The 14,293-nt window shown below is 58.6% G+C and carries 10 protein-coding genes, 1 tRNA gene and 2 rRNA genes; 3 read left to right on the top strand and 10 right to left on the bottom strand.

Annotation, left to right across the window (positions count from 1 at the left end; translation table 11 throughout):
• Positions 1 to 162 precede the first annotated feature (162 nt).
• The 6 genes from AGR7B_RS20580 to AGR7B_RS26020 form a co-directional block, all read right to left on the bottom strand.
• The gene (locus AGR7B_RS20580; protein ID WP_080857726.1) at positions 163 to 918 is read right to left on the bottom strand and encodes an FtsH/Yme1/Tma family ATP-dependent metallopeptidase; all 756 of its coding nucleotides are present in this window, start codon (positions 916 to 918) and stop codon (positions 163 to 165) included.
• Positions 915 to 2,894 carry an AAA family ATPase gene (locus AGR7B_RS20575; protein ID WP_080857725.1) on the bottom strand — a complete coding sequence of 660 codons (1,980 nt, stop codon included), beginning with the start codon at positions 2,892 to 2,894 and terminating at the stop codon, positions 915 to 917. Before AGR7B_RS20575 ends, AGR7B_RS20580 begins: the two co-directional genes overlap by 4 nt.
• Positions 2,887 to 3,429 carry a hypothetical protein gene (locus AGR7B_RS20570; protein ID WP_080857724.1) on the bottom strand — a complete coding sequence of 181 codons (543 nt, stop codon included), beginning with the start codon at positions 3,427 to 3,429 and terminating at the stop codon, positions 2,887 to 2,889. The genes AGR7B_RS20575 and AGR7B_RS20570 overlap by 8 nt, the downstream gene beginning before the upstream one ends.
• Positions 3,430 to 3,545: 116 nt before the next feature.
• A complete protein-coding gene (locus AGR7B_RS20565) occupies positions 3,546 to 4,610 on the bottom strand; it encodes a hypothetical protein (protein WP_080857723.1) in 1,065 nt (354 codons plus the stop codon).
• Positions 4,611 to 4,942: 332 nt separating this feature from the next.
• Positions 4,943 to 6,121, bottom strand: a complete 1,179-nt coding sequence (locus AGR7B_RS20560) for a hypothetical protein (protein WP_080857722.1) — start codon at positions 6,119 to 6,121, stop codon at positions 4,943 to 4,945.
• Between the two features lie 445 nt (positions 6,122 to 6,566).
• Positions 6,567 to 6,866, bottom strand: coding sequence for a hypothetical protein (locus tag AGR7B_RS26020; RefSeq protein WP_162934215.1), 300 nt, complete (start codon positions 6,864 to 6,866; stop codon positions 6,567 to 6,569).
• Positions 6,867 to 6,933: 67 nt separating this feature from the next.
• On the opposite strand from AGR7B_RS26020, the gene AGR7B_RS20555 reads away from it, so the two are divergent.
• Positions 6,934 to 7,269: a hypothetical protein gene (locus AGR7B_RS20555; RefSeq protein ID WP_062654142.1), complete on the top strand. Its 336-nt coding sequence runs from the start codon at positions 6,934 to 6,936 to the stop codon at positions 7,267 to 7,269.
• A 249-nt stretch (positions 7,270 to 7,518) separates the two neighbouring features.
• Here AGR7B_RS20555 and AGR7B_RS26015 read toward each other — a convergent pair whose 3' ends face one another.
• Positions 7,519 to 7,896, bottom strand: a complete 378-nt coding sequence (locus AGR7B_RS26015; protein WP_162934214.1) for a hypothetical protein — start codon at positions 7,894 to 7,896, stop codon at positions 7,519 to 7,521.
• Between AGR7B_RS26015 and AGR7B_RS20550 the strand changes: the two genes are divergently transcribed.
• Both AGR7B_RS20550 and AGR7B_RS26270 read left to right on the top strand, forming a co-directional pair.
• The gene (locus AGR7B_RS20550) at positions 7,895 to 8,692 is read left to right on the top strand and encodes a hypothetical protein (protein ID WP_080857721.1); all 798 of its coding nucleotides are present in this window, start codon (positions 7,895 to 7,897) and stop codon (positions 8,690 to 8,692) included. The two genes, AGR7B_RS26015 and AGR7B_RS20550, sit on opposite strands and share 2 nt — an antisense overlap.
• 152 nt (positions 8,693 to 8,844) lie before the next feature.
• The gene (locus AGR7B_RS26270; RefSeq protein WP_245317727.1) at positions 8,845 to 9,825 is read left to right on the top strand and encodes a recombinase family protein; all 981 of its coding nucleotides are present in this window, start codon (positions 8,845 to 8,847) and stop codon (positions 9,823 to 9,825) included.
• Positions 9,826 to 10,648: 823 nt separating this feature from the next.
• Here AGR7B_RS26270 and AGR7B_RS20540 read toward each other — a convergent pair.
• The 3 genes from AGR7B_RS20540 to AGR7B_RS20530 all read right to left on the bottom strand — a co-directional run bounded on the left by AGR7B_RS20540 (position 10,649) and on the right by AGR7B_RS20530 (position 14,271).
• A tRNA-Met gene (locus AGR7B_RS20540) sits at positions 10,649 to 10,725 on the bottom strand.
• A gap of 101 nt (positions 10,726 to 10,826) precedes the next feature.
• Positions 10,827 to 10,941: ribosomal RNA gene (gene rrf / locus AGR7B_RS20535) — 5S ribosomal RNA — on the bottom strand.
• Positions 10,942 to 11,337: 396 nt separating this feature from the next.
• A 23S ribosomal RNA gene (locus AGR7B_RS20530) occupies positions 11,338 to 14,271 on the bottom strand.
• Between the last annotated feature and the right edge of the window lie 22 nt (positions 14,272 to 14,293).

The raw sequence follows: 14,293 nt of genomic DNA, 5'->3' as shown, positions 1-14,293 counted from the left end.
TTTTTGCTGAACGAGCATGGCGCGTGCCCTCACCTCCCGACCTATTGCGGTAGAGCTGATCTTATCTTTGACCAGATCGCTTACCATGACTTCGTGCGGCTCGCGCGCCTTCAATAACGCTGCCATGACGGCGGCCCCTCCGCCCCTCATCGCCCGAACGATTCAAGACGTCATGATTCCTAGCACGGCCTCTTCATCCAATGCCTGAGCAACGAACAGCGCCTTGGCCAGGGCGTTGAAGGTGGGCCTGCGCCTCCTGAGGATCGCCGCCGCCCGGTCGAGTGCCGCATCCAGTTTTCCATGAACCCGAGCCGCCAGTTCGGGTTCACGGTCGAGCACCGCGCCCGGATCGCGATGGGGCCGATAGAGCAGCGGATGCTCGCTCCCGAAGCCAAGGGTGCGCTCCATATCGAAGGCAAGCCGCGTGGCCCGCGCCAGATCGCTATCGTCACTGCCTCCGGAACCGCTCGAGACACGTTTGAGCACCAGTTGCTCGGCAGCCCGCCCGGCCATGAGCATGGTCAGCATGTTTTCGTACCAGTCGCGGGTATCAGTCGCCCAGACGTGGAAGCCGACGAGATTGTAGCCGCCCTCGCCGGAATCGATATTGAGACCGCGAACGGGGCCGAGATCGAGCGCATGATGCACGACCGCATGCCCTGCCTCGTGGAAGGCGAAGCGCCATCGCAGATTATGGGGCACGGGCGGACGATAACCGCGGATGCCCTCTTCGATATCCTCATAGCGGATCGCCCGCTTTCTGCGGCGCGCCTTCAAACGCGCCTCGCGGACGATGCGCTCGATATCCGCACCCGTCAGCCCCATGGCCCGCGTGGCGAGTCGCCTCAGGACTTCGTCGACGGAGTGGTCCGGCTGTGCGGTGGCTACCGCCGAGTCGCTATTCTGTGGCTCCGTCATCGGCTGGCGCCCTTCCGTTCACTTTCTGCGTCTTCCTCCAGATAGTCGGCAACGATCCTCTTCAGCGAGAATCCGTCCCCGGCTTCCGACCAGCTTTCTGGTAATGGCTCCCGGATCAGCGATGTCACATCGTCGCCGAGATGATGAGCCAGGATTTCGGCCAGCGTCGGCACGTCAGGTTTCGGGATTTCGATATGGGTCTCCAATCGTCCGGAGCGCTTGATGGCCTCGTCGATATGATCGGGCCGGTTGGTCGCGCCGACGACAATCAGCCCTTCGTTTTTGACGGCGCCGTCGAGCAGTTCCAGCGCCTTGTTGACGACGGTATTCCAATAGTCGGCATATTCCCGCTCCGCCGGCTGCCTCTTGCCAATACCATCGATCTCATCGATGAACAGGATCGCCGGCGCCATGGCCCGCGCTTCGACAAATGTCTTGCTCATCCTGTCGATGACGTCGTTGAGATGACCGCCCTGCAGCCAGGTCGAGACGGAGGTGACGACCAACGGGATCTGCAGGCTGTTGCACAGCGCCCGGGCAAAGGTGGTCTTGCCGGTCCCGGGCGGACCGGACAGCAAAAGCCTGGTGCTCATCTCCGACCAGGAGAGGATGCTCGCCCGGTAATCATCCAGATCTGCCTTGAGATCGAGCGCCCAGTCCTTCGCCTTGCCATATCCGGATAGCGTTTCGACGGTCATTGGCGGCTTGTGGCCGATCTCGCCCACCGTCGGCAAAGGCTCCGGCTGGATCACCTCAGCGCCCGACGGCTTGTCCTTCTTCCAGCGACCGTTGCTATCGGTGTCGGACGATTTCGGCTTTTCGTGCGAGCCTTGGGGCTTCTCGGTGGATGTGCTCGACGATGCCGAACCGGATGCCTTGTCGTCGCTCCCGCCACCACCGTCCTCCTCTTCCTCGAAGTCACTGCGATTGCGCTCGATGAGCGTGGCAAGGACGTGCAGCACGTCGCGAACATGCCGCCCCGGACGAAAGGCAAGAACCAGATCCTCCAGCGACAACCAGCGCGCATCGGAATCCGACGGCAGGCCAAGTATCTCGATTGCCTCGTCAGGGTAAAGCACCTCGACCAGATCAGTGACGAACCTGCGATCGAGCTTTCCCGTTTCCAGCGACAGGTCGGCGGAGATCTGCAAGAGCGAGGGAATGTCCGATCGCTTTTCCGCGATGGCGAGGATCGACAAGTCACGCGACAGCGCACTGAGCATCCGCCGGCGCAGGGCATTGCCCGTGACACGATGCACGCCGGCGCCCGAGAAGGTCATCAGGCGCCTGCGTGCCTCACCTTCGAAGACATCGAAGTGATCGTCGTTGAACATGTGGTCCGCATCGACGATCGCAAACGGGCCGCCCGGCACCAGCCGGGATTTCTCCAGGAGTCGCAGCACTTGCCCCTCGAAGCCCGCAAGTGGCGCATGGAGGGTGACGACCGGTGTCACACGGGTCAGCGTATAAACGATCTCCCGAAGCGACCGCCCGCTGCTCCGCGCCGCGCGCGCCAGAACCAGGGTTGCAACAATGTGACTGACCAGTGGCTGAGTGACTGCCCGATCCACGAGCCCGACGGCGTAGGTACGCCGATCGACTCCGTTACCCAGCACTCCGTCATGTGCGATTGTACCGCGACGCGCCCGAGGCAGGGCCACGAGTTGCGAGGCGAGCGGCGGATGAACGATCCCGGCGGTCACGACACCATCGCCACCGGAACCCGCCCCGGGATTGCCGGTCTCTTTCGGTGCGACAAGCCAATCGGCAAAATTCCGCCGGAACCAGGTATCGTCACGGATCGGATCGCCGGTCAGTCGTGTCGTGTCAAAAGCCGGGCTGTAGCGGCAGGTGAGATGACCATCGACATCGACGATCTTGCTTTCCAGAAGACCGTTGCGCAGGGCGATCCGGCGTGCCTCGCGGCGGGCAAGATGACGAAGGCGGCGGATAAACAGACGAGCAAGCTTATCCATCAATCCGACCTCCCGTCTCCGCGGCAATAATTGCCGTTTGGGCGTTCGGCATAGGATCCCGCGGACGCGTGCGACCACGCCGCCGCCCGTCGATGGCACCGGGCTTCGGGATCCGCGCCAACACACGCTCGCGCGGCGAACGACGCGGCGGATGCCCGTCAGCCGACGAACCGATCGAGCCAGACAGGCTCAGGTGTTCGTTCCGGGACCGACCGAGATCCCGGTTGCGGCTTCGCAGCCAGTCGAGCAGCAGGCGGCATGCCGCATTGCCGCCCTCGGCAAGTGCGCGCAACCGCAGCATCAGAGGCTCCGGCAGAAGGCCATCCAGCAAAGAACCTTGCCGGACGAAGGCGAGAGCCAGCCCGATCAGAACGGCGGGATCGTCGCCATCGCTCGAACCGTGGTCCACGTCATCGGAGTGTACAAGAGGGATATTGACGAGCCTGCTGTGAAGGCAAGGCAAAGCGATGGTGTCGGTCGTGACCGCTTCGCAACGGAAGCCGGCCACAGACGGGCTGTGGGTATCGATGGACATGACTGTCTCCTCGCCGGAGCGCATCGCATCCGGCGTTCATGGAATGGAAAGGACTGGAGAAGCCGGCCACGCACTTCACGCGCGGCCGCGATCAGTGCCGTTAGGCTAGCGGCGCGTCAGTGCCGGCGCGGACGGCGGGCAAAGCCGACCCGGATACGGACCGGTTCGGGCTCTTCGTCCTGATCGTCGAAGCAACCGAGATGGTCGTGACCGTCGTCCTCTTCATCAGCAGCCATGGCCCGCTCCTCTTCGTAAGTGCGGGCCGGACCGTTCAGAGCGATCAGCCGGTTTGCGATAATGGCAGCGGCGGGCGCCGTATCCGAGTTGGCAATTGCCACCACACCCAGCGCCTTACGGGCTTCCGCCTCGAGAAGCTGCTGCACGCGGCGGCCGAAGCGCAGACGCAGTTCGGCCATGCAGGCGGCGACACCGTCGATCTCGAGCAGGTCGTCGATCTCGGAAAGCGCCCAGATGCCGTTGGCATGATCGCTCGGGCGGCTGGCGCCATCCACAATGGCAATCTCGACAGTGTCGACCATCAGGCGCTTCTGGTTTTTATAGAGCCAGTCGGGCAGCACCATGGCGCCGGCCATCATCTTGAACTTCAGCTCTTCGAGGCGGCTGGTGTCACCGTACGAGGCGAGCGAACGCTTGACGTCGAGAATGTAGGCCGTGTGCCGCGCGCGGTTTACGACGATCAGGTCCGGCGTGTAACTACCCTTGGCCGGTGCCTCGCAATCGAGCTTCACGCCGTCAAGGGACGACCAGTCGTTTCCGGCGACGGCTTCGAGCGCCGCCTTGACCAACGGCAGTTTCAGCGACTGCGTCAGCACGGTGATGTTTGGATTGGTTTTCGCCAGACGATCAACCGCTTGCTCCAGCAGCTTGCCTTCGCGGAACGAGACGGCGCGGACGAGTGAGGCGATATGAACGTAGTGGCCGAGGATCTCGTCCTCGACGGGTTCGCCTTCAGCGATTGCCGCAATGGCGCGGTCGATCAGCAGATCGAGATCGGCCTCGACGTCACGGAAGCGAACGATGTGGGGATGGCGGCGCAATGCGGGCGGCTCGCCGATGCTGTAGGCACCGATACCGAATGAGTGGTGGGAGAACATCGATGCCGCTGCTGCGGTCGAACGGAGAACTTCCCCTGTGGGGGTCATAGAGGTAAACGTGGTCATAGCCCGATTCCTTTCGTAAGAAGGCTGAGGGTCAGGCCCTTGGTAGCGTTGGCGCGCTGCCTTGGGCCGTTTTGTGTCCGGTCTCCCGAACGACCCCAACCTGGCAGGACCGGGAGCCGGGCTCAAGGACCCGGGAGAGCAAAAAAGAACAAAGCCGGTACATAGTTAACGGCGGGCTCACGAAGCCCGGGCCGATGAACGCGTCCGGTGATCGCAGCGGTCGGCCTGCGCGTTTTCACTCGCCATCATCAGGAAAAAGGAAAAGGGCCGACATGCGGCCCTTTCGAGTTTGGCGGGAAGGCCGCTTCACTGGCCTTCGTGCAAACTGCATCTTACGGCGTGACGGCGGGTACGAGTTCAGCCTCGGCGACGCTGTCATCGCCAAGCGCCGGCACCTCGGCAAACTGCCTGCGGTTTCGCGGCGCCTCACGGCTCACCGTCATGAAGCCGCCGGTCGCCTCCTCCAGCGCCGCGCCAAACCGGTCGATCACCTCATCCGTGACATCGGCATCGTCAGAGACCTCGTCCGACATTACCGGCTCGGCATCGTGACGATCGCCGACGCTGTCCGCCTCTGCCGGAACCGCCGGTTCCGAAGCCGGAGCAGTTGGCGCCGCGAGCGGCCATTCCGGCTTCCGCTCTTTGGACACCGCCCAGCCGAGCACCGGGAGCACATGCAGCGCAAGCCAGTCACGCATGTCTTTCGACTTCGGCCAGCCATCGACGCCACCCAATGTGTAGAGCGTGTCGTTGACCTCCATCCAGCCGGTCTTCTTCGGGAATTTCGTGGGCTTGGTGTTGCGACCATAATCGAGTTCCGGCTCGATGAACAAGGCCAGGCTTTCCAGTTCCTGACGCGCGACGCGGGCGATATCCTGGATCTCCTTCGCCAGCGCCTCCTTGATCACGCGGCTTCTGCTGAGCGCAGCCTCGACCGCCTTGCAGATCGTCACGACGTGCTCGATGAACGCCTTCACTCCATCGCGGATCTTGGCCGCAATCAACACTTTCAGTCCAGCCACACCGCCGACCCAGAACTGATCGTCCTTCTCGACCTTGTCGCCACCCTCCTCACCACCGGAAAGAATGGTCTTTACGTCGACGACCTGAAGGCGCCCGTTCTCCTCGGCAAAGGCGATAGCCGCCTTGACCTGATCGTCGGTTGCCGAACTCAGGTGGAACAACACCGTCGCGCCGACCGAGAGGTCGACCAGTTCATCACGGTAGGGTGTCAGGTTGCGGTACACCGCAGTATAATTGCGGGCGCTGCGCGGTGCGAGACCGCAGCGCATCTTTACCCAATGATCGAACCGGCCGTCGGCCAGCAGGTCGGCAGCACGGCTCAAGTGGTCGCCGAGCTCGAAAGTCTGCTCGGTGGTGCGGCGCCCGAGGTCGAAGATATGGGCAGCACTGCTTTCGAGCAGATCGCGCGTTGTGTGCCCGATCCCCTCCTCTTCATAGTTATAGGAGAGGGCGGCGGTCGCAGTGTTCTTGGTATTTCTGGTGCGCATGGAAGTCTCCGTGTGTCGCGTTTACAATGTATCCGACGAACAACGCATCGGATGACTATATGATCGCGCCAATACGGATGTAATGCAAATTCAAGTAAAATATCTTCATAGTATATATTCGATTATAATCTTTATTTCTCTGTGGTTTTCAGCAATTATATTTAAATATAAACGACGTATTAATCAATCAATATCGATATATACGATATTTATTAAAAAATTTCACTTCAGATTTGATCGTATTTATTTCACCGCAAAATCCAGAATCCGGAGCAGGATAGCCGACCTCCCACATTTAAGGCCTTCACGAAGTAGTTTTTCCGTCACGGGAACACGCGACGAAGTAAACACGAAGCCAGCGTCTCGCCGTCAAGGGCAACGCCTGATTCCCACCCGGAGATGGCACATTCCGCGCAAACGGCCGGGACGATTTCGGTTCGCCGCCTCATATTCCGGAATGGAGATGGTCCTGCAGGCGCAAGCGCGACAGGAAGCCGCTTGTGATTTCCGTCAGCTTGCCCACAAGTCGTTTCAACGTGTCCGCACGTCGAGACAAATTGCGCTCATTTGATTCAAGGTCCGATATTTTTGATTCCAAACGCTGGTCATTTGATTCACGACCGCCGTTTGTCCCTCGCCAGGTTATCTCGACCTGTCTCAACGTGCCCGCAATTGATCTCAAATTGCGCTCATTTGATTCAGAACCCAAAAAAAACGATTCATAAACCGGGATTTCCGATTCCATGCAAACGGCGTTGCCGCAGCGACGACGGTCTGGCATCGGTAGCCGGAGACCTGACGGGGAAGAGTGCATGCCAGCAAAGTCCGAGGAGATCCGTAACAGCAAACAGCGCGAGCGACAGCAGAAGCTGCGTGATGCCGACAGAAAGGCCAAGCGCCCCGGACGAGACGATGTGGCCCGCACGGCACTGTTCATGTCGATTTCGAGCATGGTGGCGAAGGGGAGCCACGATGCGCTGGAAGCCTTTCGGTCTCTCGTCATCGAGATGCTTGTTCGGCAGGGTTTCGATGAACGCGCATCCCGCACCGTCGTCGATGAGCTCGTCGAGAAGTACGCAGACGGCGACTGGCCCTTCCGCCGCAAGCCCCATCTGCTTTATCCTGACGGTGCCGACGAGGGCGACTGAGCAGTTTCGTTCGACCTGCCAACTGCGGTTCCGGCCGCTGGTCATCCCAACGCTGCCATGGGAACGCCTAACGGCGTTTGCAATCTCTGCGACACCTCCCCCCATTACTCGGTTAAACGCCGTTTATCCTGAATCGAATGTTTCGAGCATTTTCACGGGGGACGTGGGCCGACACTCGATCCACGATTGACGGACAGGCCCCGGCAACAAGTGCGTTGCACATCCGCAACAGTTTTCATAACTCTATACTTAACAATGGCTTACAGCCGTTTGGGTCGCTGATGGCGTTTCCCCGCAGATCAACGATTCCAGCCGTACCATTTCGGGAATTCCAGTAACTTTCAGCAAACTGGCATCGAAAGCCATACAATTAAGGACACTTGAGAAAGGCCGGGCTTTGTGCGCTATTGGCACCGACAAGTGTTCAACAGGCCAGCCCGCAACGGAAAGGAGGCGCCCATGGTTCACGTTTTCCATGTCGACGGCGCCACGCTCCAGCCGTCCCGGGACATCGAGTGCAAGGACGATTCCGGTCTTGGAATCTGCACCGGCCGCATGCGCGAGGAAGTTCTCCGCGTGGATCGCCGTCGCAAGCGACGACGATCCACGACTATAAGGAGATTCCATGTCGATTATTATCCCGCATCCGTCTGCCATCGTTGCAGTTAAAACCCATCACCTCCACGATGTCGACAACGACACCAAATGCCGGCTGCATTCCGGCACAGCAGCCATGGCTTCCGTCACGGGTGAGCCGATGTCCCGCGTTCGCGATGCCGTGCGGCTCAATCGTCATGGGGCTGGCTGGGTAGACCGTCGTCGCGCTCCTGCGATCACAAAGATGCACGACGACGAGATCGAGAGCACCCTGCGATTGCTGGGCTATGCTGGAGAACGGCACGACGTCAAAGGTCGTCCGACCCTCGCTGCATACCTAAAAGCCCGCACGGGCATCCAGCAGGGCCACCCGTGCATCGTGTTTCTGAACAACCATCGCGTCGCCATCAGTGGTGGTTTGTTTTGCGACGTGACCAATGGCGGCCTTATGGTCGATATCGACAGGGCACCCTGGCGTCGCAAGCAGGTTCACGGCGTGTTCGTCCTCACCCACCGTATCCCCACGACGCCCATCCCACCGAAGACTCTTCAGCGCGTCCAGTCAGCAAACCTGACGGTCGAACAGAAACGCCGGATCAAGGAATTGGACCGCCTGTTTCGCGAAGCCGTCAAGGCAGAGACAGGCGCGACGCGGATCAAGGTGACAGCCACCGAAGTCTTCATTATCCGCCCCGTCGATACCGGCTGGACGTGGTGCGGCGCGCGCGATGGCGTCGTCGATAGCCTTCTCAAGCTTCAGCAACATGGTTGGATTGGCGGCAACACCGATGCGGCCGCGGCCTACCGCGCCACGATGGGTTACTGACCAGCGCTGAGGAGCGGCTCCTTATTGCGGCAATTATTGCCGCCAGTACCTGCCAACCGCCAGACCATGATGATCTGGCATCGCTGCGGGGCTCCCAAGCACCCCGCCGCCGGTTACGATGCCCCTAAATTCATCTCGATACGAGAGACCCGATGACCAAGACCGTATTGTTCTACGCCCGCTACTCGACCGACCGCCAGAACGAAGTGTCGATCGAAACACAGATCGAACTCGGCAAGACGTTTGTCGCCGACAGGGGCTGGAAGCTGGTCGAGACCTATGCCGACTCCGCAATCAGCGGAACCTCCTTCACATCGCGTCCCGGCATCCAACAACTACTGGCGCATGTAAAGCGCGAGCGGATTGATGTCGTGCTCTGTGTCACCGTCGACCGACTGTCGCGCGACGTCGAGCACAGCTCAAAAATCCTCAAGGAACTCAACTACCACGACACGGCGATCTGGACCGTGCAGGCTGGTCAGGAGATCAGCCATATGGAGCTGCATATGCGCTCCACGCTCAGTCACGAACTGGTCGAGCAGATCCGCTACCGCACAAGAGAAGGCATGAAGACGGCGGCGCGCAAGGGTATCGCAACCACTCGCCTCTCTTACGGCTACCGTCTCGGCCAGCAGCGCGACGCCAACGGTGACCGGATCAAGGGCCTGCGCGAGATCGACCCGGCCCAGGCCGAGATCGTGCGCTGGATCTTCGAGCAATATGCGAATGGGGTCAGTCCCGCGGCGATCGCCGCGAGCCTCAATGCGCGCCATATCCCTGCACCGCAGCACAAGTACTGGCGCGACGATACGATCCGTGGTGACGGCAAGCGGCAGGCCGGCATCCTCTACAACGAGCTCTATGTCGGCCGGATCGTCTGGAACAAGCAGAACTACCGCAAGAACCCGGAGACCGAACGCCGAACCGCTCGCCTCAACGACAAAAGCGAATGGGTCGTGACGGAAGTGCCGTCCATGCGCATCATCAGCGACGAACTCTGGGCGCGCGTAAAAGAACGGCAACTGACGACGCTCGAGAACTTTTCCCGGACGACCACCAATCGGCTGAACAGGACACACCGACCGAGCTACCTGCTGAGCGGAATGCTGGAATGCGCCGAATGCGGTGGTTAATACGCCATCATGGCCAAGGAGCGTTACGGCTGCTCGAACCACAAGAACAAGCTGCCAATCGACGGGCTCGGTGGTACCTGCTGCTCCAACCAGAAGACCATTCTCCGCAAGAACCTGGAGGATCGGGTGCTGTCCTGCCTCCCTGCCGCCTTCTTCGGCATGGGCGTGTTCGACGATGTCGCCGGACAGGCGCGCCAGAACCTTGCTGCCTCGATGAAGAAGGAACCGGACGAGCGCCAGCAGATTTGCAGGGAGTTGAAGGCTGCCGAACAGGAACAGCGCCAGATCATCCAGCAGATCAGCGATCGCGCAGCCGAAGGGCGCCCTCGTCTGGCTGCGCTCGACGATATGCTCGACACGCTGGAGGAGCGCCGCGCCGGCCTCGAGGCTCGGCTGAAGCAGGCGCCGACCGAGGAGGATTTCGGGGAGAAGATCAGGAAGCTGAAGGCGGAAGTCAGCCCCGAAGCTGTCGAGCTGATCATCAACTCGGCATTCTATTACCTGCGCGAACACGCCGATACCGGGACAAAGCAGCCCTTCATCAACCTCGTGCGCCAGTTCATCCAGAAGGTGGTGATCGGCAAGACCCCGGGCCACCAGCCGGCATCCCTCGAAGTCCACGGCCGCATCGCCTCGATCCTCGCGGCGATGGAAGCCGCAACGATCCTGGAGAAGCAGTTCGAGGCACTGAAGCAGCACGATTATCTGGAGAAGCTTCGCGCCGGTGAACTCGATACGGAGCAGAAACGCAAAAAGCTCCTCGACGCTTACGCGGAGGAGCTTTCTGTGAAGCGGCTTGAATGGTCAAATATTCAAGTCTCAGTGGTTGCGGGGGCAGGATTTGAACCTGCGGCCTTCAGGTTATGAGCCTGACGAGCTACCGGGCTGCTCCACCCCGCGTTGACTTGTTTTATTATAGCATAAAGGCCGCATTTGCGGCCTTTTGATTTGGGCATTTTTGCCCTTTAGTGATTGAGAAGATTTTGAGTTGCGTTTTGCAGACCTGGCAGCGACCTACTCTCCCGCGTCTTGAGACGAAGTACCATTGGCGCTGGGGCGTTTCACGGCCGTGTTCGGAATGGGAACGGGTGCAGCCGCCCCGCGATAACCACCAGGTCGGCAAAACGCAACATATGATCCATGCGTTTCGCATGGATCATATGATTGCTTGTTGATTGGTGTACCTTATCCTGTTCGCTTTCGCTCACAGGGGACACCAATTGGCCATACGGTCACCTCGCATATGAGGCAACGTCTGATCCAAGCGATCACAGACCATGTTTTCACATGGAAACTGTTGTTTTCGAGAAGCTGGGAAGCTTGCGCTTCGTTTTAATTTACACGTCTTTCTGTGACCGATCCGCATTCCACCTTTGCTCGAGACCGAGCGAGGCAGCCATACAGGACGCTAGTCCGTCGCGCCTTATGGCGCGCGCCGTCCGCAGGGCCTTTGGCCCGTGAGGACAGAAGATGATGTCATCGAACTTTGTTCGATGAACATATTCAATGGGAACGAAGAAGTCGATCGAGCTATTAGTAACGGTAAGCTTCACACATTGCTGTGCTTCCACACCCGTCCTATCAACGTGGTCGTCTTCCACGGCTCTGATAGGGAACACTCGTTTTCAGGTTGGTTTCCCGCTTAGATGCCTTCAGCGGTTATCCATTCCGTATATAGCTACTCTGCTATGCCCTTGGCAGGACAACAGATCCACCAGAGATACGTCCATCCCGGTCCTCTCGTACTAGGGACAGATCCTGTCAATATTCCTACACCCACGGCAGATAGGGACCGAACTGTCTCACGACGTTCTGAACCCAACTCACGTACCGCTTTAAATGGCGAACAGCCATACCCTTGGGACCTGCTCCAGCCCCAGGATGCGATGAGTCGACATCGAGGTGCCAAACAACCCCGTCGATATGGACTCTTGGGGGTCATCAGCCTGTTATCCCCGGCGTACCTTTTATCCGTTGAGCGATGGCCCTTCCACACGGGACCACCGGATCACTATGACCGACTTTCGTCTCTGCTCGACTTGTCAGTCTCGCAGTCAGGCTAGCTTATGCCATTGCACTCGACGACCGATTTCCGACCGGTCTGAGCTAACCATCGCGCGCCTCCGTTACTCTTTCGGAGGCGACCGCCCCAGTCAAACTACCCACCATACACTGTCCCGGATCCGGATAACGGACCGCGGTTAGACATCCACGAAGATAAGGGTGGTATTTCAAGGATGGCTCCACAGAAACTGGCGTCCCTGCTTCAAAGCCTACCACCTATCCTACACATGCCTTGGCGAATGCCAGTGTAAAGCTATAGTAAAGGTGCACGGGGTCTTTCCGTCTGACCGCAGGAACCCCGCATCTTCACGGGGAATTCAATTTCACTGAGTCTATGTTGGAGACAGCGGGGAAGTCGTTACGCCATTCGTGCAGGTCGGAACTTACCCGACAAGGAATTTCGCTACCTTAGGACCGTTATAGTTACGGCCGCCGTTTACTGGGGCTTCAGTTCAGAGCTTGCACCCCTCCCTTTAACCTTCCAGCACCGGGCAGGCGTCAGACCCTATACGTCGTATTGCTACTTCGCAGAGCCCTGTGTTTTTGATAAACAGTCGCTACCCCCTGGTCTGTGCCACCCCATCATACTTGCGTACAAAAGGGTCACGCTTCTTCCGAAGTTACGCGTGCAATTTGCCGAGTTCCTTCAACATAGTTCTCTCAAGCGCCTTGGTATACTCTACCTGACCACCTGTGTCGGTTTCGGGTACGGTCTATACGGTGGAGCTATTTCCTGGAACCTCTTCGCCGCCCAACCAATCCAGTAAGGTTGAACAACACACGAGATCCGTCACTACCACCAGGCCCACGAATATTAACGTGGTTCCCATCGACTACGCGTGTCCGCCTCGTCTTAGGGGCCGGCTAACCCTGCTCAGATTAACTTTAAGCAGGAACCCTTGGTCTTTCGGCGAGGGAGTCTCTCACTCCCTTTATCGTTACTCATGTCAACATTCGCACTTCCGATATCTCCAGCAGCCCTCACGGGTCCGCCTTCACAGACTTACGGAACGCTCCGCTACCACTTGCGATTACTCGCAAATCCTCAGCTTCGGTGCATGGCTTTAGCCCCGTTACATTTTCGGCGCAAAGACCCTTATTTAGACCAGTGAGCTGTTACGCTTTCTTTAAATGATGGCTGCTTCTAAGCCAACATCCTGGTTGTTTTGGGATCCTCACATCCTTTCCCACTTAGCCATGACTTGGGGACCTTAGCTGGAGGTCAGGGTTGTTGCCCTTTTCACGACGGACGTTAGCACCCGCCGTGTGTCTGCCGACTAGTACTCCTCGGTATTCGGAGTTTGGTTAGGATCAGTAAGACGGTGAGTCCCCATAGCCCATCCAGTGCTCTACCCCCGAGGGTATTCGGTCGACGCTCTACCTAAATAGATTTCGCGGAGAACCAGCTATTTCCGAGTTTGATTGGCCTTTCACCCCTAGCCACAAGTCATCCCGAACTATTGCAACAGTTATGGGTTCGGCCCTCCAGTTGGTGTTACCCAACCTTCAGCCTGCTCATGGCTAGATCACTCGGTTTCGGGTCTAATGCAACTAACTCAATCGCCCTATTCAGACTCGCTTTCGCTGCGCCTACACCTACCGGCTTAAGCTTGCTAGTTACACTAAGTCGTTGACCCATTATACAAAAGGTACGCCGTCACCCTTGCGGGCTCCGACTGTTTGTAGGCATCCGGTTTCAGGTTCTATTTCACTCCCCTCGTCGGGGTGCTTTTCACCTTTCCCTCACGGTACTTGTTCGCTATCGGTCATGCACGAGTACTTAGGCTTGGAGAGTGGTCTCCCCATGTTCAGACAGGATTTCACGTGTCCCGCCCTACTCAAGGACAATGACTGTTCTACGCGTAAGGGGCTATCACCCTCTATGGCCGACCTTTCCAGATCGTTCCGCTTTATTCATCATTGCCACTGGCCTGGTCCGCGTTCGCTCGCCACTACTTGCGGAGTCTCGGTTGATGTCCTTTCCTGCAGGTACTTAGATGTTTCAGTTCCCTGCGTTCGCTTCTTACACCCTATGTATTCAGGTGCAGATACCTCATTGCGATATCTAGAAACCTCTTTCGCTGAACCCTCGAACCCGGACATACCGGGTTTTGTTCTGTCCTCACGGCCGAAGGCCTGCGGACGGCGCGCCGAACGATCGGCGACGACCTAGCGGTCTGTATGGGAAGCCCATCAGACCGTTCAAAACAATCAAGGTGTTTAGCAAAACAGATTTTCTAGATATCTGAGGTGGGTTGCCCCATTCGGAGATCCATGGATCAAAGCTTATTCGCAGCTCCCCACGGCTTTTCGCAGCGTATCACGTCCTTCTTCGCCTGTGCATGCCAAGGCATCCACCAAATGCCCTTAATTCACTTCTTCGTTCTCATTGTCTATGCTCATC

This window comes from Agrobacterium deltaense RV3 (assembly GCF_900013505.1).
Classification (GTDB): domain Bacteria; phylum Pseudomonadota; class Alphaproteobacteria; order Rhizobiales; family Rhizobiaceae; genus Agrobacterium; species Agrobacterium leguminum.
This window is presented reverse-complemented; position numbering and strand designations above follow the sequence as displayed.